We start from the raw sequence: 21,230 nt of genomic DNA on the forward strand, positions 1-21,230 counted from the left end.
GGCCGTCGCGCATTGCTCAACGCAGGCTCCGCGGCTTCCAGGCCACTCCTTGACGACGGCAAGCGCGGCGTCACACTGCAGCCGGTCGGGGCGCGCTCATCCGCGTCCAACTTGATAGTTGCTACGACTTCTCACTTGAACAGCGGCGTGCCCGGCACGAAGGCGTCGAACGCCGCCCAGAACTGCGCGCGGTAGCGGTCCTGCTCCTGCAGGATCTCATGCTTGGCGCCGGCGATGACGAGATGGGAGCCGGCGCGCAGGTGATAGGCGAATTCCTCGATCGCCGCGGTCGAGACGATGGTGTCGTTGCTCGCCGCCAGCATCAGAATGGGCTGACGGATCTCGGAGGGGTAGCTCATGCCGCGGAAGGTATGCATCGCCGCGAAGGCGGCATCGGCCCAGGCGATGGTCGGCGAGGCGAGCCCCAGCGTCGGGTCTTCCTCCAGGATCGCGGCGTTGCGGGCATAGCGCACGGGATCGCTGGTCAGGGGATTGTTGACGAACGATTCCGAGCCGGTGAGCTGGTCGCTGCCGCCCGGCACGTAGCGCCCGCCCTGCCCGGACCAGCGCAGCGCCTTCACCAGCATGCGCACCGGCAGCGACGCCGCCCTGCCCGGCAGGTCGATCATCGGCGCGGACAGCACCATGCGGTCGAACCAGCGCTTTCCGGCGTGCGCAACCCGCAGCATGACGGCGCCGCCCATCGAATGGGCCAGCGCAAAGTAGGGCGGCGGACAGTCCGGCAGCACCACCTGCTGCACGAAGGTTTCGACGTCGAGCTCGAAATCGGCGAAGTCGCGCACGTAGCCCTTGCGCGGATCGCGCAGCCGCCGCGACGAATGCCCCTGCCCGCGCCAGTCGATCATCGCGACCGCAAAGCCGCGCTCGCGCAGGTCGCGCACCGTCTCGAAATACTTCTCGATCTGCTCGGTGCGCCCGGTGAAGACGCAGACCGTGCCTTTGCGGCCGGCCGGCGGCGCCCAGCGCGCAAAGCGCAGCTCGGCGCCGTCGGGGGTCTTGATGGTGCCTGAGACGACGTCCTCCGGAACCGGGTTGGAAGGGATCGAGACAAGCGTCATTGGCTGAACCGCGGTAAGTGGAAAAGGCTGAAAATCAAGGGGTTTGGCGCCACAAAGCGAGGCATTCCCGCCCTCTTGAACGCCATGGAACGCTCTCCATATCACCTTCGTGCAGGCCGCTACCAGTGCTTCGGGTTCCCGAAACATCAGGCTGCACGGACTACGGCCCGGCCCGATGGCGGGCGGGACATTGCAACAGTCGCTCAATGGAGGACTATTCCATGCGTACCTACGACCTCACCCCGTTTTACCGTTCCACCGTCGGCTTCGACCGCCTCTTCAACCTGCTCGATCAGGTGACTTCGGACGGCAGCCCCGGTTATCCCCCGTACAACATCGAGCGCACCGGCGAGAACGCCTACCGCATCTCGGTAGCCGTGTCCGGTTTCGCGCAGAGCGAACTCTCCATCGTCGCGAAGGAAAACACGCTGACGATCAAGGGCGAGAAGGTCGCCAACGAGAACGGCAAGGACAAATCCGAAGTGCTCTATCGCGGCATCGCCTCGCGCGCCTTCGAACGCGTCTTCCAGCTCGCCGACTTCGTCCAGGTGAAGCACGCCTCGCTCGAGAACGGCCTGCTCCACGTCGATCTCGTCCGCGAGATCCCCGAGGCCAAGAAGCCGCGAAGCATTCCGATCGCCGGCGGCGACAAGGCCCCGCAGGTAATCGGCGGAACGGCCGCCCAGGTCGCGGCCTGACGACGCAAAGACTTTCGGCAGATATTGGCTGAATCGAAAACGCCCCGGGGAGCCGGGGCGTTTTTGTGTTGGTCGTTTGAGGCCGTCATTCCGGGGCACGCGAAGCGTGAACCCCAATGCGCAATTGCGCATTGGGGTTCGATGCTGCGCATCGCCCCGGAACGACGACACCTTCACTCCAGCCCCTGCGCCTTCGGCATTTCCTGCGTCGGCAGGATGGCCGGCGCCGGCCTGGCCTGGGTCTGGCCGATCGTGGCTGTTGTCGGCGGTGCGGCGCCGGCCGGCTTTGCCGGCGCGACGGCAGCCTGCTGCGTTGACGGTTGCGGAGCCGGCTTTGCCACAGCCGCCTCGGCAGGCTTCGCGGGCTCTGCGGTGTGCTTGCCGGTCAGCGGGCTCGGCTTGGGCACCGGCACGCTGCGACTGGCGACATGCGGCGCCGGAGCCGGGCGCCCGCTGCTGCGGAGGCCGGTCGCCGGCGGCAACGGGCCGGGCGGTCCGTAGGACGAGTTCCAGGCAGCTCCCTCATAGGGCGCGCCGTGCTGCCAGGCCGGCAGGAAGCGCAGGATACGGCCCGAGCGGGCGTCGATCACCAAGCGACCGTCTTCGCCGCCGCGGTCGATCACCGCGATGGTGTAGATGAAGCCGCGCTGGCGCGGGATTCCGAGCGGCGAGAAGCCCGCCTCGCGGATGATGGTGTAAACCTCATGCGGCGGCACCAGCACGGCCGGCGCGTAGCCGGGCGCATAACCGGGGCCATAACCGCCATAGCCGTAGCGCGGCGGCGGGGCCGGTGCGACCTCCGCCGGAGGCGGTGCATAGTGCGGCCCGCCCCGATACGGTCCCTCGACGTAGGGACCGCTGAAATCCGAGACCCGACCCAGCACCTGCGCGCTGGCTGCGGTCGCGCTCAGCGCCAGCCCTGCCGCCAGCGCCCATCCTGTGAACAACTTCATTGCCGAATGCTCCTGTCACGCCCCGGAGCGTTATTCGCTCTCTAGCCGGAGCGCAGGTTCTTCGGCGATTCCGGCGGTCCTTGGGCAGGATCGCGGCGGTAGAGGCCTGAATCGAGGGACCTCGGCCAATCCCCATCGCGGTGCTGGGATCTGCCATGCAACGGGCGACTTCCGCACGCTTGTGTGATAGAGAAAAATTTGGCATGTTGTGATTTAGGGCAGTATCCCTGTCCCAATTGTGCGGCGTTCCCGGCACGGGGATTGCAGCGAAAAATCGGCCCCTCGGAGGCCGATAAGGTGCAGGCAAGACGCGTTCGCCGGGGACGATGAACGCGACAGTCTGAATTTAAGACATTGCGGCTCGCGGTGGACGAGCGGTGACCCGATGGGTACCGCAACGCCCAAGGTGCGCCGATGACGGCGAGGTTCGTGACGAGCCGGATCGAGAAGGACTGAGGAAATGAGCGGGTCGGAATTCGAGCGCGAAGACATCATCCACGATGCGATGTCGGCGGTCCCGGATTCGAAACCGGTCGAGCGCGAGCACAGCTGGCGTCCGCCGGCCGAGGGCCTTTACGACCTCAGCCTCGAAAAGGATTCCTGCGGCGTCGGCTTCATCGCCAACATCAAGGGCAAGCGGTCGCACCAGATCGTGTCCGACGCGCTCTCCATTCTCTGCAACCTCGAGCATCGCGGCGCCGTCGGCGCCGACCCGCGCGCCGGCGACGGTGCAGGCATCCTGGTGCAGATCCCGCACGCCTTCTTCAAGCGCAAGGCCGCCGAGATCGGCTTTCAGCTGCCGGAGCCCGGCCAGTACGCCATCGGCGCGCTGTTCATGCCGAAGGAGACGGCGTGGCGGAAGGTGATCAAGAGCATCATCGCCGACCAGATCCGCGACGAAGGCTTTCAACTGCTCGGCTGGCGCGACGTGCCTTCCGACAATTCCTCGCTCGGCGTCACCGTCAAGCCGACCGAGCCCTATCACATGCAGGTGTTCATCGGCCGCAACGGCGTCGGCAAGACCGACGACGATTTCGAGCGCCGGCTCTACATCCTGCGCAAGTCGATCTCGCAGGCGATCTACCAGCGCCGTGACCGCGGGCTCGCCGGCTATTATCCGGTGTCGATGTCCTGCCGCACCGTGATCTACAAGGGCATGTTCCTGGCCGACCAGCTCGGCAAGTACTATCCCGATCTGCATGAGAAGGATTTCGAAAGCGCGCTGGCGCTGGTGCATCAGCGCTTCTCGACCAACACCTTCCCGACCTGGTCGCTGGCGCATCCCTACCGGATGATTGCCCATAACGGCGAAATCAACACGCTGCGCGGCAACGTCAACTGGATGGCGGCGCGCCAGGCTTCCGTGCATTCCGAAAAGTTCGGGAAGGACATCAGCCGCCTGTGGCCGATCTCCTACGAAGGACAAAGCGATACCGCCTGCTTCGACAACGCGCTCGAATTCCTCGTGCAGGGCGGCTACTCGCTGCCGCATGCGGTAATGATGATGATTCCGGAGGCGTGGGCCGGCAATCCCCTGATGGATGAGCAGCGCCGCGCGTTCTACGAATATCATGCCGCGCTGATGGAGCCGTGGGACGGCCCGGCCGCGATCGCGTTCACCGACGGCCGCCAGATCGGCGCGACGCTCGACCGCAACGGGCTGCGCCCGGCGCGCTATCTCGTCACCAACGACGACCGCATCGTGATGGCGTCCGAAATGGGCGTTCTGAAGATTCCGGAGGACCAGATCGTCACCAAGTGGCGGCTGCAGCCCGGCAAGATGCTGCTCGTCGATCTCGAGCAAGGCCGCCTCATTCCGGACGACGAGATCAAGGCGGAGCTCGCCAAGAGCCATCCCTACAGCGACTGGCTGCACCGCACCCAGATCGTGCTGGAGGAACTGCCGGATTCGCCGAACAAGAGCGTGCGCTCCAACCTGCCGCTGCTCGATCGGCAGCAGGCGTTCGGCTACACCCAGGAAGACATCACCATCCTGATGACGCCGATGGCCTCCACCGGCGAGGAGGCGACGGGCTCGATGGGCAACGACACGCCGATCTCGGCGCTGTCGGACCGGCCGAAGCAGCTCTTCACCTACTTCAAGCAGAACTTCGCGCAGGTCACCAACCCGCCGATCGACCCGATCCGCGAGGAGCTCGTGATGAGCCTCGTCTCGATCATCGGGCCGCGGCCGAACCTGTTCGACCTGCAGGGGATGGCCTCGACCAAGCGCCTCGAAGTGCGCCAGCCGATCCTGACCGATGCGGACCTCGAGAAGATCCGCTCGATCTCGGAAGTCGGCGACGGCCATTTCAAGTCGCGCACGCTCGACACCACCTTCCACGCCGGCTTCGGCGCCGCCGGCATGGAGCAGGTGCTCGATGAGCTCTGCGGGCGCGCAGAAGGCGCGGTGCGCGAGGGCGTCAACATCATCATCCTGTCCGACCGCATGACGGGCACCGACCGGATTCCGATTCCCTCGCTGCTCGCCTGCGCGGCCGTGCATCATCATTTGATCCGCACGGGCCTGCGCACGTCGGTGGGCATCGTGGTCGAATCCGGCGAGCCGCGCGAGGTGCACCACTTCGCTTGCCTCGCCGGCTACGGCGCGGAAGCGATCAATCCCTATCTGGCGTTCGAAACCATCATCGCGATGAAGGAGAAGCTGCCGGGCTCGCTCGACGACTACGAAATCGTCAAGCGCTACATCAAGTCGATCGGCAAGGGCCTGCTCAAGGTGATGTCCAAGATGGGCATCTCGACCTACCAGTCCTATTGCGGCGCGCAGATCTTCGACGCCGTCGGCCTGAAGGCGGACTTCATCGTCAAGTATTTCGCCGGCACCCACACCCGCATCGAGGGCGTGGGCCTGAACGAGATCGCCGAGGAAACCGTGCGGCGTCACGGCGACGCATTCGGCGAGGCGCAGGTCTACAAGAACGCGCTCGACGTCGGCGGCGAATATGCCTTCCGCAGCCGCGGCGAGGATCACGCCTGGACGGCGGAGTCCGTCTCTAACCTGCAACACGCCGTGCGCGGCAATTCGCAGGAGCGCTACCGCGCCTTTGCCAAGATCCTCAACGAGCAGTCCGAGCGGCTGGTGACGCTGCGCGGCCTGTTCCGCATCAAGACGGCGGAAGAGGACAAGCGCAAGCCGGTCCCGCTCGACCAGGTCGAGCCGGCCAAGGAGATCGTCAAGCGGTTCGCCACGGGCGCGATGAGTTTCGGCTCGATTTCCCGCGAGGCGCACACCACGCTTGCCATCGCGATGAACCGGATCGGCGGCAAGTCCAACACCGGCGAAGGCGGCGAGGAAGCCGACCGCTTCAAGCCGATGGCCAACGGCGATTCCATGCGCTCGGCGATCAAGCAGGTCGCCTCGGGCCGCTTCGGCGTGACGACGGAGTATCTCGTCAACTCCGACATGATGCAGATCAAGATGGCGCAAGGCGCCAAGCCCGGCGAAGGCGGCCAGTTGCCCGGCCACAAGGTCGACGCGACGATCGCGCGGGTGCGCCACTCGACGCCCGGCGTCGGCCTGATCTCGCCGCCGCCGCATCACGACATCTACTCGATCGAAGACCTCGCGCAGCTGATCTACGACCTGAAGAACGTCAATCCCGACGGCGACGTCTCGGTGAAGCTCGTCTCGGAAGTCGGCGTCGGCACGGTCGCCGCCGGCGTTGCCAAGGCGCGTGCCGACCATGTCACCATCGCGGGCTTCGAGGGCGGCACCGGCGCCTCCCCCCTCACCTCGATCAAGCATGCGGGCTCGCCATGGGAAATCGGCCTTGCCGAAACCCACCAGACGCTGGTGCGCGAGCGGCTGCGCAGCCGCATCTCGGTGCAGGTCGACGGCGGCTTCCGTACCGGCCGGGACGTCGTGATCGGCGCGCTGCTCGGGGCCGACGAGTTCGGCTTTGCCACTGCGCCCTTGATCGCGGCCGGCTGCATCATGATGCGCAAGTGCCATCTCAACACCTGCCCGGTCGGCGTGGCGACGCAGGACCCGGTGCTGCGCAAGCGCTTCACCGGCCAGCCCGAGCACGTCATCAACTTCTTCTTCTTCGTCGCCGAGGAAGTGCGCGAGATCATGGCAGCTCTCGGCTACAAGAAGTTCAACGACATGGTCGGCCAGACCCAGATGCTCGACCAGACCAACCTGGTCGCGCACTGGAAGGCCAAGGGCCTCGACTTCTCCAAACTCTTCGTTCGCCAGAAGGAAGAGAAGGGCCAGAAGATCTACCGCTCCGAGCCGCAGAACCACCATCTGGAGGCCGTGCTCGACCGCCGCCTGATCGAGAAGGCGAAGGCCGCGCTCGACCGCGGTGCGCCGGTCAGGATCGAGGAGGAGATCAACAACACCGACCGCAGCGCGGGCGCGATGCTGTCCGGCGCGGTGGCGAAGATCTACGGCCATGCCGGCCTGCCGCTCGACACCATCCATGTCGGCTTCAAGGGCACCGCGGGCCAGGCGTTCGGCGCGTGGCTGGCGCATGGCGTCACCTTCGAGCTCGAAGGCGAAGGCAACGACTATGTCGGCAAGGGCCTGTCGGGCGGCCGCATCATCGTCAAGCCGCCGCGCAATGGCGGCATCGTGCCGGAGGAGAGCATCATCGTCGGCAACACCGTGATGTACGGCGCGATCCAGGGCGAATGCTATTTCCGCGGCATCGCCGGTGAGCGTTTTGCCGTGCGCAACTCCGGCGCCGTCGCGGTCGTCGAGGGCGCGGGCGACCATTGCTGCGAATACATGACCGGCGGCATCGTGGTGGTGCTCGGCAAGACCGGGCGCAACTTCGCGGCTGGCATGTCCGGTGGCATCGCCTATGTGCTGGACGAGGCCGGCGACTTCGAGAAGCTGTGCAATCTGTCGATGGTCGAGCTCCAGCCGGTGCTGTCGGAAGAGATGATCAACGCCGGCACCTACAACCACGCCGGCGATCTGGAATCGCATGGCCGAGTCGACGTGTTCGCCAACCTGCTCGAGTCGGATGTCGAGCGGCTGCACGTGCTGATCACCCGTCACGCCAAGCTGACGGGCTCCAAACGCGCGGCCGAGATCCTCGGCGACTGGAAGGCGTGGCTGCCCAGGTTCCGCAAGGTGATGCCGGTGGAATACCGCCGCGCACTGCGCGAGATGAAGGCGAAGGCCGACGCCGAACCGAAGATCGCGATCGGGGCGTAAGTCTTCAACGCGTCATTCCGGGGCGCGCGCAGCGCGAACCCGGAATCTCGCAAACCAACATCGAGGTTCCGGGTCTGCGCCTGCGGCGCATCCCGGAACGACAGAAACGGAACGCAAGGGCGTCAGGGCTACATGGGCAAGATCACTGGTTTTCTCGAGATCGACCGCAACGAACGCAAGTACACGCCGGTCGCCGAGCGTCTGAAGCACTATAACGAGTTCGTGATTCCGCTCAGCGAGAAGGACGCGCGCGACCAGGCCGCGCGCTGCATGAACTGCGGCATCCCCTATTGCCACGGCACCGGTTCGGCGGCGCCGGGCACGCCGGGCTGCCCGGTCAACAACCAGATCCCCGACTTCAACGACCTCGTCTATCAAGACAACTGGGAAGAGGCCTCGCGTAACCTGCACTCCACCAACAATTTCCCGGAGGTCACCGGCCGCGTCTGCCCGGCGCCGTGCGAGGCGTCCTGCACGCTCAACATCGACGAGAATCCGGTCACCATCAAGACGATCGAATGCGCCATCGCCGACCGCGCCTGGGACAACGGGTGGGTGAAGCCGGAAGTCGCGAGCGAGAAGACCGGCAAGAAGGTCGCGGTGATTGGCTCCGGCCCGGCGGGCCTGGCTTGCGCGCAGCAGCTCGCGCGCGCCGGCCATGACGTGCATGTCTACGAGAAGCATGCCAAGGCCGGCGGCCTGCTCCGCTACGGCATTCCCGACTTCAAGATGGAAAAGCACATCATCGACCGCCGCGTCGCCCAGATGGAAGGCGAGGGCGTGACGTTCCATTACGGTGCCTTTGTCGGAGCCAGCGGCGGCCTCGATCCGAGGAAGCTGGTCGATGAGTTCGACGCCGTCGCGCTGACCGGCGGCGCCGAAGCCGGCCGCGACCTCGCGATCCCCGGCCGCGACCTCCAGGGAATCCACTTTGCGATGGACTTCCTGCCGCAGCAGAACCGCCGCGTGTCGAACGAGCCGCTCGGTGCCGTGTCCGACATCCTGGCCGGCGGCAAGCGTGTCGTCGTGATCGGCGGCGGCGACACCGGCTCGGACTGCATCGGCACCTCGTTCCGGCAAGGGGCGAAGTCGGTGACGCAGCTCGAAATCATGCCGGCCCCGCCCGAGCAGGAGAACAAGCCCCTCACCTGGCCGAACTGGCCCCTGAAGATGCGCACCTCCTCCAGCCAGGCCGAAGGCGCTGCGCGCGAATTCGCCGTGCTGACGCAGAAGTTCTCCGGCGTGGACGGCAAGGTGAAGAAGCTGCACTGCGTCAAGGTGGACGACAAGTTCAAACCGCTGCCCGGCTCCGAATTCGAGCTCGACGCCGACCTCGTGCTGCTCGCCATGGGTTTCGTGCATCCCGTGCACGAGGGCCTGTTGAAGTCGCTCGGCGTCGACCTCGACCAGCGCGGCAACGTCCGCGCCAATTTTGCCGACTACCAGACCTCGCTGCCGAAGGTGTTCTCCGCCGGCGACATGCGCCGTGGCCAGTCGCTGGTGGTCTGGGCGATCCGCGAGGGCCGGCTGTGCGCCCGCTCGATCGACACGTTCCTGATGGGGAAGACGGAGCTGGCGCGGTAGGCGCCGCTGTCGTCACCCGCGAAGGCGGGTGACCCAGTATTCCAGAGACCTCGACTGGAATCGCACCGCCGCGGCGTACTGGATCCCCCCGCTTTCGCGGGGGATGACATTTGGAGTCTTAGAGCGCCCCGGTGCAGAAGTTAATTCTGCACCCTGACCCCCAGCATCACCACCGTCGAATTCGTGCTCGACCCCGGCACGTTGGACTCCAGCCAGTCGCGGCGTAGCGTGCCCTTGAGCCAGATGTTGCGGTTCATCTTGTAAATGAGATCGCCGGAGACCGAGTAGGTCTGGTCCTTGCGGATGTTGCCCTGGTAGTCGAGCGTGCCGTAGCTGAACTTGCCGATGCCGGTCAGCCAGCGGCGGAAATCGTGGCCGACCTCGAAGGTATGGGTGCGCACCAGGATGCCAGCGGTGCCGGGCAGCGTGGTCTCGACGAGCTGCGTGTCCGAGAAGTATTTCGCCGTGGTCAGCGGCGTCGCGGTCCACACCAGCGAGGCCGTGGTGAGCAGGCCCTGCAGGCGGGGCAGGCGCGCATCGACGTAAGAGCGCTCGGCCCAGCCGACCGCGATCTCGCCGGTCAAGAGCCGCGAGAACTCGAACGACGAGCCGGCCTTGACGTAGCCGCCGGTAGAGTTGCGTGCGTAGCCGTTGCGGTCGAGATAGAGATCGTGCACGCGCCTATCGGCCTGCACCTCACCGAAAGGTTTCAGGCCCGGCATCACCTCGTAGGAAACGCGGCCGATGCCGCCATACTGGGTGAAGTTGCGGTCGTCGTTGCTACTCTTGGTGCCGTCGGTCAGCTTCGACCATTGATAGTCGGTGCGGTCGACCGTGGCGCCGCCGGAGACCTGGAGGCGGTTGAAATTCTGGTCGAAGCCGGCTGTAGCTCCCACGGTGGTGTAGATCGGATAGCGCGCCAGGCCCGCCTGCACGTTGGGGCTGCCGGGGTTGTCGGTCGCGACGAGCAGGCGCCCCTGCCCGGTCAGGCGCGTATCGCGCGACACGTCGAGGCGGCCGTCGATATGGCCGGTGAAGCCCGGCCGGTCGATATCGAGCGGCGCGGACAGCGGCGTGCCGTCGGCGTTCGGCGTGAGGTTCTGGCCGTAGCCGTTGAAGGAGCCGCGCAGGTCGGCGACGACCGCATGGCGCTCCCAGTCCGACACCGCGAGGAACTCGGGCGCGATGACATAGAACGGCCGGCCCTGCGGCGCGGCGAGGCGGCCGGGGTTGGTGTCGTAACCCGTCGAGAGCTCGACGGCGCCCTTGAGCAGGAAGCTGCCGGCGTAGTCGCCGACCGCGCCGAACGGGTCGTCGTCGAGCTTCAAGCGCTTGCGCAGCGGCTGGCCCGCGACCGTGCCGGCCATCGCCGGCGGCAGCGGCGTCTTGTTGGCGAACTCGGACGGTGGCGGCGCGATGCGGACGCGGCCAGAGACGACCGGCGCAACCGGCGGCGGCTGGCTGCCGGGACCGACCGGCGGCTTCGGCCTCGCCTGGCCGGGATAATATTTCGGCTTCTTGCGCTTGCGGTTCAGCGAGTCGTAACCGACGTCAGCGGCGCCATTGGCGGCGGGCGTGCCGTAGGTCGGGAGCTGGCCGATGCGCGAGGGCGCCGGCTTGTCGGGCGTGCGACGGGGATCGCCCGACGGTTCGGGCAGGCCTTCGGCGCGCGCCGGCGCGATCTTGCGCAGCGGCGAATCTTCCAGCGAAACAAAGCCGCCGCGCACCGGGCGCAGCATGTCCGGCGTCAGCGTCTGGGCGTCCGCAAGGGCGGGCAACAGCGCGGTCAGGACAAGGCACGGCAACAGCGCGCGAAAGCTATTCACGCGCCTGTTCCGGCCCCTTGCTGGACCCGACCCCACGATGGAAATACTCCAACTAAATCATATATTTATCCGACGCGCTCACGAGGGCCGCGAAAACGTCGTTAATGGAGTTAAAACAATTATGGTTAATGGGCCGTTGAGGGTCGGTCCGCGCGTCGCCCTCCCCGCTGCAACCGTGCTAAGAACCCGGCATGGCCAATCCGAAATCGCTGATGCAGGACGCATCCCCCGACGCCGTGCAATCGGCGCTCCGCACGCTCGATGCCGGCAGCAGCGGCATTGCCGCGCTCGCCGCCGCGCTGCGCGGCCCGCTGGGCGCGCCGTTTGCGCAGGCCGTCGATCTGATCCGGAACGCCAAGGGCCGCGTCATCGTCACCGGCCTCGGCAAGTCCGGCCATATCGGCCGCAAGGTCGCGGCCACCCTGGCTTCGACCGGCACGCCCGCTTTCTTCGTGCATGCCGCGGAAGCGAGCCATGGCGACCTCGGCATGATCACGGCGGACGACGTGATCGTGGCGCTGTCCTGGTCCGGCGAGCAGCCGGAAATGAAGAATCTCGTCAATTATTCGGCGCGCTTCGCCATTCCGATGATCGCGGTCACCTCGAACGTACAGTCCTCGCTCGGCTCGGCCGCGCGGATCGTGCTGGAGCTGCCGAAGGTGCGCGAGGCCTGTCCGCACAACCTGGCGCCGACAACCTCGACGCTGATGCAGGCGGCGATCGGCGATGCGCTCGCCATCGCATTGCTGGAAGGCCGCGGCTTCACGGCGCTGGAATTCGCCAGCTTCCACCCCGGCGGCAAGCTCGGCGCGATGCTCAAGCACACCAGCGACTTCATGCATAGCGGCGAGGCCGTGCCGCTGAAGCCTCTGGGCACAAAGATGTCCGAAGCGGTGCTCGAAATGTCCGCCAAGGGCTTCGGCTGCGTCGCCATCGTCGATGCGCGCGGCAACATCGCGGGCATCATCACCGACGGCGATCTGCGGCGTAACATGCGTCCCGACCTGATGGACGCGCTGGTCGACGAGGTCATGACCAGGAACCCGAAGACCATCGCCAGCAATTCGCTCGCCGGCGAAGCACTGAAGATGATGTCGTCCAAGATCAGCACGCTGATCGTCACCGACGCCGACAGGCCGGTCGGCATCATCCATCTGCACGATCTGCTGCGCGCGGGCGTGGCGTAGGGCGACTCCCTCCCCGTCATTGCGAGGAGCGAAGCGACGAAGCAATCCAGCTTTCTTGTTGTAGCAAAGCTGGATTGCTTCGCTTCGCTCGCAATGACGGCTACTGCGGAAACCGCGCCGCGTTCGGCTCCAGCGGCAGTGCCAGGCCGTTAGCGAGATACGCGACCGTTCGATAGAAGCCGCAGAGCTGAATGATCTCCAGGATTTTCGCCTCATCGTAATGCGCCCTCAGCGCAGCGAATTCCCCCTCGCTCAGCGTCGACCGCTGATGCAGCGCATCGACTGCGGCCAACATCGCTTTCTCGGTTTCCGACCAGCACGGCGCGTCGGGACCGCCGTGGACGGTGGCGCGGACCTGCTCCTCGCTGAGATGCGCCGCCTGCGCAAAGGCCGTGACATGCACGCCCCATTCGTACTCGCAAGCATTCAGCGCGCAGGTGCGGTTGATGACGATCTCGCGCTCGCGCAAGGAGAGCGGGCCGCGATCCAGCAGGCTGCCGCCGCGGAACTTGTCCCAGGCGCGCTTCTGGCCCGCCATGACGCGGAACAGCAGCAGCGGCGGTGCGCCGCGCATGATGCGGTCGAACTGTTCCTGAATCTCAGGTGCATAAGGCGGCGACAGCGGCGCGATGCGTGACATGACGAATTCTCCTTGCTACAATTACTGTAGCAATACGCTACAATATCTGTAGCATGACGCAAGGAAGCGGATCATGCCTGCCATGAAAAAAAGTGCCGTCCGGGGCTCGCGCACCGGCCGCCCGGTCATGGCGCTGCTGGACCTGCTGGGCCGGCGCTGGACGCTGCGCATCATCTGGGAGTTGCGCGAGGACCGCCGGCTTACCTCCCGCGCGCTGCGCACGGCCTGCGACGAGGCTTCGCCCACCATCATGCAGGCGCGGCTGTCGGAGCTGCGCGAGGCGGGACTGGTCGAGCTCGAGCCGGGCGACGGCTATCGGCTCACGAGGCTTGGTAGGGAGCTGTTCGAAACCCTTGCGCCGCTCCATCGCTTCGCGGAGCGATGGAGCCGGCGCCAAGAAGCTTAGGCCATCGCCACCGTCAAACTGGCGCCATCCGCGCGGACCACGCGGACGCGGCTGCCGGCCGGCGCATCGGGGCCGGCGACGCGCCAGATGGTGTCGTCGATGCGCACGGTGCCTGCCCCGTCGACGATCGGCTTCTCCAGCGTGAACTCGCGGCCGACCAAGGCATCGGTGCGGCGGTTGAGGAACGGATTGCTCTGGCTCGCCGCGCCCGACTTTAGCGCAAAGCGCCGCCACAGCGGCACCGCGGCGACCGCGAACACCGAGAACATGATGAGCTCGGCCTGCCAGGACGGGTTGATCACAAACGACACCAGCCCGACCAGCAGTGCGGCAAGCCCGAGCCAGAACAAGAAGACGCCCGGCGCGAGCAATTCCAGCGCCATCAGGATGAAGCCGACGATCAGCCAGTTCCAGTTGCCGAGGGTGGTGAACATCTGGGCCATGATATGACCTCCGGACTTTAGCGCTGCGGCGGAGGCGGCGGGGTCGCCCCCGTGCTCGGCACCGAGCCGCCGCGCCGTGCGGCAGCCGTTGCCGAGGCCGCGCTCTCGCCGAAGGTAGCGCGGGCGATTTCGCCGATGCCGGCCAGCGAGCTCAGCACGCTGGTCGCCTCGATCGGCAGCATCAGAATCTTCTGGTTCGGCGATTCCGCCAGTTGCCCGAACGCCTTGATGTACTTGTCGGCGATGAAATAGTTCAGCGCGGCGATGTCGCCCCGTGAGATAGCTTCAGAGACCATCTGCGTCGCCTTGGCTTCGGCCTCGGCCAGGCGCTCGCGCGCCTCGGCGTCGCGGAAGGCGGCTTCGCGGCGGCCTTCGGCCTGCAGGATTTGGCCCTGCTTGGCGCCCTCGGCACGCAGAATTTCCGACTGGCGCTGGCCTTCGGCCTGCAGGATGTCGGCGCGCTTGACGCGCTCGGCCTTCATCTGCCGGCCCATCGCCTCGACGAGGTCGGCCGGCGGCACGATGTCCTTGATCTCGATGCGGTTGACCTTCAGGCCCCACGGCGAGACCGCGGCGTCGACCACGCGGAGAAGCCGCTCGTTGATCTCGTCGCGATGCGACAGTACCTGGTCGAGATCCATCGAGCCCATCACCGAGCGGATATTGGTCATGGTCAGCACGATGATGGCCTGCTCGAGATTGGCGACCTCGTAGCTCGCCTTGGCGGCATCGAACACCTGGAAGAAGGCGACGCCGTCCACCGTGACGGTGGCGTTGTCCTTGGTGATCACTTCCTGCTCGGGAATGGAGATCACCTGCTCCATCATGTTCATCTTGCGCCCGACCCGGTCGAAATAGGGCGTGATCAGATTGAGGCCGGGCGACAGCGTGCGGGTGTATTTGCCGAACCGCTCGATGGTCCAGTCATAGCCCTGCGGCACGGTTTTCACGCCGGCGAACAAGGTGATGATGACGAGAAGCGCAAGTGCAATAGCGAAGATCTCGAAACCGCTCATAAATCCTCCACGCGGAGCCCTGCCCGCATCAATTCCCGTCAACGAAGGCCGTTGCTTTTTTGTCTGCCGACCGGCAGCGCCGGTTCAGCTGGCCCTTGTTGCAGCCATAAGTATGGGACGGCTTTCCATCTTGCCAGATGGCATCCGCCGCGAAGCCGGCAAGTGGGCCTTCGGCTTGGGGAAAACGGCGGCCTCAACTCGCCGTGTAGATCGTTAATCGCAGCTTGCTGCGGAGCGCAAAAGCGACTGAATGCAGCTGCATTGATCCAGCCGTCTCAGATCCACCCCTGCAGCTCGCGCAGCACGAGCTGGCGGATGACGTCCATGCCGGCGTCGCTGTCGTTCAGGCAGGGGATGGCGGAAAAATGCTCGCCGCCGTGGTGCCGGAATATCTCGGCATTCTCCTGCGCGATCTCCTCGAGCGTCTCCAGGCAATCGGCGGCAAAGCCGGGCGTGACCACGGCAAGGCGCTTGACGCCCTTCTTCGCCAGCTCCTCGATGGTCTTGTCGGTATAGGGCTGCAACCACTCGTCGTTGCCGAAGCGCGACTGGAACGTCAGCAGCAATTTGGACGCATCGAGCCCGAGGCGCTTGCGCAGCGCCTCCGTGGTCGCGACGCAATGCTCGCGATAGGGATCGCCGGCATCGACATATTTCTGCGGCATGCCGTGGAAGGAGGCGACGATCAGCTCCGGCTGGAATGGCAGCGCCGCCAGATGCGCATTGATGGAAACGGCGAGCGCCTCGATGTAATCGGGGTCGTCGTAATAGGGCGGGCTCACCCGCAGGACCGGCTGCGCCCGCATATCGGCGAGCACGCGAAACACCTCGTCGCAGACGGTGGCCGACGTCGCCGCCGAGTATTGCGGATAGAGCGGCACCACCAGCAGCCGGTTGCAGCCTTGCGCCGCCAGCGCGTCGATGCGCGCGCGGATCGACGGGTTGCCGTAGCGCATCGCCCAGTCGACCACGACATGCTCGTGGTCGGCGATGTCGGCGGCGAGCTTTTCCGCCTGCGAGCGCGTGATGGTCTTCAGCGGCGACTCGTTCCTCTCGACATTCCAGATCTTCCTGTAGTCGAGCGCCTTGCGCGCCGGGCGGACGCGCAGGATGATGCCGTTGAGGATCGCCTTCCAGACCAGCCCCTGGTCCTCGATCACGCGGCGATCGGACAGGAATTCCCTGAGGTAGACGCGCACGCTCCCGGCGTCGCAGGCGTCGGGCGTGCCGAGATTGACCAGCAGGACGCCGATGCGATCCGGCGGGACGGCCGGCGCGGCGCTTGATTCTCCGAGGGGTACGGCCACGCTCATGGCCCTCGGATTCGCAGCTTTACGCCATTCTTGTCAAGGCAAGCACGGCTTCGCTACTGTCGCAGCATGGCCGGTGCCTGAGGGAACCATGACGATCGCCGAATGGTGCGTTTTCGCTACGCTGATGCTGTATCTGGTGACGATCGCGGCGGCCAAATGGTCCGGCGGCCGCGGCTTTGACAATGCCCGGCCCCGCGATCCCGGCTTCTACGGCGACCCTATCCGCGCAAGGGCGCTCGGCGCGCACCAGAACGGCATCGAGGCGTTTCCGTTCTTTGCGGCAGCCGTGCTGCTCGCCGAATTCCGCCTCGGCCCGCAGCGGCTGATCGACGATCTGGCCGTGCTGTTCGTGATCGTGCGGATCGCCTATGTGTTCACCTACATCGGCAACCGCCCGACGCTGCGCTCCATCCTCTGGAGCCTCGGCTTCGCCATCAACATCGCGATCTTCTTCATGCCGGCGATCAAGGGTTGGTTGCCGGCGTAGCACCCAGGCCTCAGAAGCCCGTCACGCGCTCGGCCGAGAGATAGCCGAGCAGCAAGCCGAGCCCGAACAGCAATACGAGGCCGGCGGCGCCGAATTCGATGCCGCGCATGATCAGCGCGCCGCCCCCCTCGCGGCCGGCGGAAAGGCGCTGCGCAAGATCCTTGGCGGACACCGCGATGACCGCGATCGTGGCGACTGTGATGGCGGTGCCGAGTCCCATCACGAAGGTGGCGACGATGCCGGCCCAGAACAGGCCCTGCGCCAGCGAGAACACCAGCACCAGGATCGCGCCCGAGCAGGGCCGCAGGCCCACCGCGACGATGGCGCCGAGCCCCCGCCGCCAGCCGCCGGGACCGGCAAGCTGGTCCGGCGTCGGCCCGTGGGAATGGCCGCAATGCTCGTCGTGAACGTGGCCGTGGTCATGGTCGGGATGATGGTGATCATGGCCGTGATGGTCATGACCGTGGTCATGGTGATGACCGTGGTCATGGTGCTGATGGGTCGCAGCCATCGCCGGTTCGGCGCGCGGGGTTTGCAGCGCGCGCATAAAGGCGCCACCCTTGGTCCAGACCAGGCGGGCGCCGAAGGCGGCGATCAGGCCGTAGCTGGCGATCTCGATCGCCCTCTCCGCCCCGCGCATGGTTTGCGCGGTCACATTGAGCAGCCAGGCACAGATGCCGACCAGCACGACGGCGACGAGTGCCTGCAGCAGCGCCGAGACGAAAGACAGCACGATGCCGCGCCGGGCGGTTTCCTGGTTGGCGACGAGGTAGGACGAGATCACGGCCTTGCCGTGGCCGGGGCCGGCGGCGTGGAAAATGCCGTAGGCAAACGAGATCGCAAGCAGCGTCCATACCGCCGAGCCGTCGGATTTCGCGGCGCGGATGGTGGCGGACATGTCGCGGTAGAACTCGGACTGCTTGGCCAGGATCCAGCCGAAGATGCCGCCGGCCTGCGGCTGCGTCGGTGCCTTCGGTCCGCCGAACGGGTTCTGCGCCATCGCCGCATGGACGAGGCCATCGAGGGCCACGACGGCAGCCAGGGCGAAGGCGAAGATCGCAAGATGGCGCGTGACGCGAGACCCGGCACTCACGGGCAGTTCACGGAGATCTTGTTGGCGTACATCGCGCCATAATTGGCGTTGTCGCCGCTCGCCACCATCTCTTCCGTGAGCTTCTTCACGTCCGCATCGCCGGGCCGCTGGAAGTTCATCCGGCAGGAAGCCGGCGCGCCCACCAGCTTGATCGGATCCTTCTCCTCGAACTTGAAATCGATGAAGAAGGCGGGATCGAACACATCCAGCGCGAGCTGCTTCGGCTTCACCGGCGCCTTCAGCGGCAGGGTGAAATGCAGCGTCAGCGCGTCATCCTTGTACTCGAGGAAATAGTCGACGGGTTCCTCGAATTTCTGCTTCTTGCCGTCCGCCTTGGCGAAGGTGAAGAAGCCGAATTCCCTCAGGTTCTCGACATTGTCCTTGGCGAGCGGCGCCAGTTGCTCGCGGCTGTAGACCCCCTTGGTCTTGGTCTCGATGCCCTGCAGCGCATAGGTCGAGAACATGTCGTCAAAGGTCCAGGCGTGGCGCACGCCGGTGATCGAGCCATCGGCAGCATAGAGCACTTCGCTCGCCGCGGTGATCCAGACATGCGGATGGGCTTGCGCCGGCTGGGCGCCAAATCCGGCGCCGCCCGCGAGCGCGAGCACCGCCAACAATCGATAGATCGCCGTTTTCACGTCAGGCTGCCTCGGATGTTTCGAGAAGACCGCGCCGGCGGAGCAGCGCGTCGGGCTCCGGCTCGCGGCCACGGAACGCAATATATGCTTCCTCCGGGTCGCGCGAGCCTCCCGAGGAATAAATATCGTCATGCAACCGCTTCGCGGTGGCGGGGTCGAAAATGTCGCCGGCCTCCTCGAAGGCGCCGAAGGCGTCCGCATCCATCACTTCCGACCACATGTAGCTGTAATAGCCCGAGGCATAGTGGTCGCCGGAGAAGATATGGCCGAACTGGGTCGGCCGGTGCCGCAGCACGATCTCGGCGGGCATGCCGATCTTCTCCAGTTCCGCCTGCTCGAAGGCCCGCACGTCGCGGCTGGCCGACGCCGGCTGGGTGTGGAACTCGAGGTCGATCAGCGCCGAGGAGACGAACTCCACGGTGGCAAAGCCCTGGTTGAACTTGCGCGCGGCGAGGAACCGCTTGAGGAGGTCCTCCGGCAGCGGCTCGCCGGTCTGGTAATGCCTGGCAAAGCGCTGCAGCACCTCGGGCCGCTCCTGCCAGTGCTCGTAGAGCTGCGAGGGCAGTTCGACGAAATCGGTGAAGACGGAGGTGCCCGACAGGGAAGGATACGTCACATCCGACAGCATGCCGTGCAGGCCGTGGCCGAGCTCGTGGAACAGGGTGCGGGCGTCGTCCGGCGACAGCAGCGAAGGCGCGCCGTCCGCCCCCTTGGCGAAATTGCAGACGTTGATGATGAGCGGCGCAACGGCGCCGTCGAGCTTCTGCTGGTCACGCAGCGAGGTCATCCAGGCGCCGGAGCGCTTGGAGGGGCGTGCGAAGTAGTCGCCGTAGAACAGCGCCTTGTGGTTTCCGTCGCGATCCCTGACTTCCCAGACCCGGACGTCCGGATGCCAGACCGGGATGTCCTTGCGCTCGGTGAAGGTGATGCCGAACAGGCGCCTGGCGCAGTCGAACGCCGCCTCGATCATGTGATCGAGCACGAGATATGGCTTGATGGCGGCGTCGTCGAAATTGGCCCTGGCCTGCCGCAGCTTCTCGGCGTAGTAGCGCCAGTCCCAGGGGGCGAGCGCGAAATTGCCGCCTTCTTCCGCGATCAACGCCTGCAGCGCGTCGCGGTCGGCGAGCGCCCGCGCCCGGGCCGGCTTCCAGACCCGCTCCAGCAGGCTGCGCACGGCGTCCGGCGTCTTCGCCATGGAGTCCTCGAGCCGATAGGCGGCATAGGTCGGGAAGCCGAGGATGCGGGCGGTCTCCTCGCGCAAAGCCAGGATCTCGACGATGCTGGCGTTGTTGTCGTTGGCGTTGCCGTTGTCGCCGCGGGCGGCGAAGGCCTTGAAGACCTTCTCGCGCAGGTCGCGGCGGGCGGAGGTTTTCAGGAAGGTCTCGACCGCCGAGCGCGCCAGCGTCACGATCGCCTTGCCGGCCATGCCGCGCTCTTCGGCCGCCGCCTTGGCCGAGGCGACGAAGCTGTCCGGCAGGCCCGCCAGGTCGTCCTCGCCGAGCTCCATGAACCACTCTTGCTCGTCGCCGAGCAGGTGGTGGCTGAAGCCGGTGCCGAGCTGCGCCAGGCGCTCGTTGATCTCGGCCATGCGCGTTTTCGCAGCCTCGTCGAGGCCGGCGCCGGCGCGGTGGAAGCGCGTATAGGTGCGCTCCAGCAGCCGCATCTGCTCACCGGTGAGGCCGAGCGCCTTGCGGTTCTCGTGCAGCATGGCGATCCGGCCGAACAGCACGGCGTTCATCATGATCGGATTCCAGTGCCGCGCCATCCGGGGCGAGACTTCCTTGTCGATCGCAAGGATCTCCGGATTGGAGTGGGCAGAGACGAGGTCGTAGAAGACCGCCGAGACCTTGTTCAGCAGTCTGCCCGAGCGCTCCAGCGCCGTGATGGTGTTGGCGAAATCGGGCGCCGCGGGATCGTGGGTGATGGCCACGACCTCCGCCGAGTGGTCGGCGAACGCCTGCTCGAAGGCTGGCAGGAAGTGCTCCGGCCTGATCTCGTCGAACGGCGGGGTCTCGAACGGCGTCTGCCAGGGCCGCAGCAGCGGGTTGTCCTGCGCGTTCGAGGGGGCCGTCTTCGCCAGAGTTTCCGACATCGCAAAATCCCGTTTTCGCCGCAAATTTACGCATGAATCTATAGCACGCGATGCGGCATTTTTGCGCCTTTTGCGCTTGTAAGAAGCGGCCTTTTCGGAGAGATTGCGGCCCGCACAAAGGACCCAACGATGAGCACGCAAGCCCCCTCGCAAGCCTCCCGCCAGATCGTCTGGCCGAGCGTCATCACCGTCATCTCCGCCGCGATTCTGATCGGCGCCGAGGTGTTCGGCGCGGCGTTTGCCGGCGGCTGGGCGCTCGCGATCCTGGTCCCGCCGGAGGCGCTCTACCTGCCCTTCACCCAGGAGACGTGGGCGCATCTCGTCCAGGCCGTGCTGTTCGGCATCGGCGTCGTCATCATGGTGGCCTTCATCCGCGGCGCCCAGCGCGTCGAGCCGTTCACGCGGCGCGGCTGAGACCGCGTATCAAGAAAGCGCTGTGCCGCAGGCATAACTTCCTTCGCGCATCTCTCTCACGGCGCGCGCGACGCGCTCCTAAATCTTAACAGCCGTTCATCTTCAGCGCGCGCGAGCGCCGCGCTTCGAAAGCTCGTGTTAGGGAAATCCCGGCGCAGCCTAAAAAAATTGTT

17 protein-coding genes are annotated in these 21,230 nt (G+C 66.0%); 7 read left to right on the forward strand and 10 right to left on the reverse strand.

The window, feature by feature from the left end; genetic code table 11:
* Window positions 1-131: 131 nt before the first annotated feature.
* Entirely contained in the window at window positions 132-1,079 is a 948-nt protein-coding gene (locus tag ACT4OC_RS30045) for an alpha/beta hydrolase (RefSeq protein ID WP_444842694.1), read from the reverse strand.
* Between the two features lie 221 nt (window positions 1,080-1,300).
* Between ACT4OC_RS30045 and ACT4OC_RS30050 the strand changes: the two genes are divergently transcribed.
* Complete coding sequence (locus ACT4OC_RS30050) at window positions 1,301-1,777, forward strand: Hsp20 family protein (RefSeq protein WP_444842695.1); 477 nt, start codon at window positions 1,301-1,303, stop codon at window positions 1,775-1,777.
* Window positions 1,778-1,950: 173 nt separating this feature from the next.
* Here the strand turns inward: ACT4OC_RS30050 and ACT4OC_RS30055 are convergent, their stop codons facing one another.
* The gene (locus ACT4OC_RS30055; RefSeq protein WP_444842696.1) at window positions 1,951-2,730 is read right to left on the reverse strand and encodes a hypothetical protein; all 780 of its coding nucleotides are present in this window, start codon (window positions 2,728-2,730) and stop codon (window positions 1,951-1,953) included.
* A gap of 460 nt (window positions 2,731-3,190) precedes the next feature.
* Between ACT4OC_RS30055 and gltB the strand changes: the two genes are divergently transcribed.
* Together gltB and ACT4OC_RS30065 are read left to right on the forward strand one after the other, a co-directional pair.
* Entirely contained in the window at window positions 3,191-7,918 is a 4,728-nt protein-coding gene (gltB, locus tag ACT4OC_RS30060) for a glutamate synthase large subunit (protein WP_444842697.1), read from the forward strand.
* A gap of 132 nt (window positions 7,919-8,050) precedes the next feature.
* Complete coding sequence (locus ACT4OC_RS30065) at window positions 8,051-9,502, forward strand: glutamate synthase subunit beta (protein WP_444842698.1); 1,452 nt, start codon at window positions 8,051-8,053, stop codon at window positions 9,500-9,502.
* A gap of 140 nt (window positions 9,503-9,642) precedes the next feature.
* On the opposite strand, the gene ACT4OC_RS30070 is transcribed toward ACT4OC_RS30065, so the two are convergent.
* A complete protein-coding gene (locus ACT4OC_RS30070; RefSeq protein WP_444842699.1) occupies window positions 9,643-11,364 on the reverse strand; it encodes an outer membrane beta-barrel protein in 1,722 nt (573 codons plus the stop codon).
* A gap of 155 nt (window positions 11,365-11,519) precedes the next feature.
* Between ACT4OC_RS30070 and ACT4OC_RS30075 the strand changes: the two genes are divergently transcribed.
* A complete protein-coding gene (locus ACT4OC_RS30075; RefSeq protein ID WP_444842700.1) occupies window positions 11,520-12,515 on the forward strand; it encodes a KpsF/GutQ family sugar-phosphate isomerase in 996 nt (331 codons plus the stop codon).
* Window positions 12,516-12,615: 100 nt separating this feature from the next.
* Here ACT4OC_RS30075 and ACT4OC_RS30080 read toward each other — a convergent pair whose 3' ends face one another.
* Window positions 12,616-13,155 carry a carboxymuconolactone decarboxylase family protein gene (locus ACT4OC_RS30080; RefSeq protein ID WP_444842701.1) on the reverse strand — a complete coding sequence of 180 codons (540 nt, stop codon included), beginning with the start codon at window positions 13,153-13,155 and terminating at the stop codon, window positions 12,616-12,618.
* Window positions 13,156-13,228: 73 nt separating this feature from the next.
* Between ACT4OC_RS30080 and ACT4OC_RS30085 the strand changes: the two genes are divergently transcribed.
* On the forward strand, window positions 13,229-13,561 hold the full coding sequence (locus ACT4OC_RS30085) for a winged helix-turn-helix transcriptional regulator (RefSeq protein ID WP_444842702.1): 333 nt from the start codon (window positions 13,229-13,231) through the stop codon (window positions 13,559-13,561).
* Here ACT4OC_RS30085 and ACT4OC_RS30090 read toward each other — a convergent pair.
* The 3 genes from ACT4OC_RS30090 to hemH form a co-directional block, all read right to left on the reverse strand.
* Window positions 13,558-14,004 carry an NfeD family protein gene (locus tag ACT4OC_RS30090; RefSeq protein WP_444842703.1) on the reverse strand — a complete coding sequence of 149 codons (447 nt, stop codon included), beginning with the start codon at window positions 14,002-14,004 and terminating at the stop codon, window positions 13,558-13,560. The two genes, ACT4OC_RS30085 and ACT4OC_RS30090, sit on opposite strands and share 4 nt — an antisense overlap.
* Before the next feature lie 17 nt (window positions 14,005-14,021).
* On the reverse strand, window positions 14,022-15,020 hold the full coding sequence (locus ACT4OC_RS30095) for an SPFH domain-containing protein (RefSeq protein ID WP_444842704.1): 999 nt from the start codon (window positions 15,018-15,020) through the stop codon (window positions 14,022-14,024).
* Window positions 15,021-15,295: 275 nt separating this feature from the next.
* Window positions 15,296-16,333 carry a ferrochelatase gene (hemH, locus tag ACT4OC_RS30100; protein WP_444842705.1) on the reverse strand — a complete coding sequence of 346 codons (1,038 nt, stop codon included), beginning with the start codon at window positions 16,331-16,333 and terminating at the stop codon, window positions 15,296-15,298.
* An 88-nt stretch (window positions 16,334-16,421) separates the two neighbouring features.
* Here hemH and ACT4OC_RS30105 point away from each other — a divergent pair, with 88 nt between their 5' ends.
* On the forward strand, window positions 16,422-16,820 hold the full coding sequence (locus tag ACT4OC_RS30105; protein ID WP_444842706.1) for an MAPEG family protein: 399 nt from the start codon (window positions 16,422-16,424) through the stop codon (window positions 16,818-16,820).
* A gap of 10 nt (window positions 16,821-16,830) precedes the next feature.
* Here ACT4OC_RS30105 and ACT4OC_RS30110 read toward each other — a convergent pair whose 3' ends face one another.
* From ACT4OC_RS30110 to ACT4OC_RS30120, 3 genes are read right to left on the reverse strand one after another with little or no spacing between them, the layout of a single operon-like run.
* The gene (locus ACT4OC_RS30110; protein ID WP_444842719.1) at window positions 16,831-17,919 is read right to left on the reverse strand and encodes a nickel/cobalt transporter; all 1,089 of its coding nucleotides are present in this window, start codon (window positions 17,917-17,919) and stop codon (window positions 16,831-16,833) included.
* Complete coding sequence (locus ACT4OC_RS30115) at window positions 17,910-18,551, reverse strand: DUF1007 family protein (RefSeq protein ID WP_444842707.1); 642 nt, start codon at window positions 18,549-18,551, stop codon at window positions 17,910-17,912. The genes ACT4OC_RS30110 and ACT4OC_RS30115 overlap by 10 nt, the downstream gene beginning before the upstream one ends.
* Before the next feature lies 1 nt (window position 18,552).
* Window positions 18,553-20,643, reverse strand: a complete 2,091-nt coding sequence (locus tag ACT4OC_RS30120; protein ID WP_444842708.1) for a M3 family metallopeptidase — start codon at window positions 20,641-20,643, stop codon at window positions 18,553-18,555.
* Between the two features lie 129 nt (window positions 20,644-20,772).
* On the opposite strand from ACT4OC_RS30120, the gene ACT4OC_RS30125 reads away from it, so the two are divergent.
* Window positions 20,773-21,057: a hypothetical protein gene (locus ACT4OC_RS30125; RefSeq protein ID WP_444842709.1), complete on the forward strand. Its 285-nt coding sequence runs from the start codon at window positions 20,773-20,775 to the stop codon at window positions 21,055-21,057.
* Window positions 21,058-21,230 lie beyond the last annotated feature (173 nt).

It is taken from the genome of Bradyrhizobium sp. (genome assembly GCF_052389815.1).
In the GTDB taxonomy this organism is placed as follows: domain Bacteria; phylum Pseudomonadota; class Alphaproteobacteria; order Rhizobiales; family Xanthobacteraceae; genus Bradyrhizobium.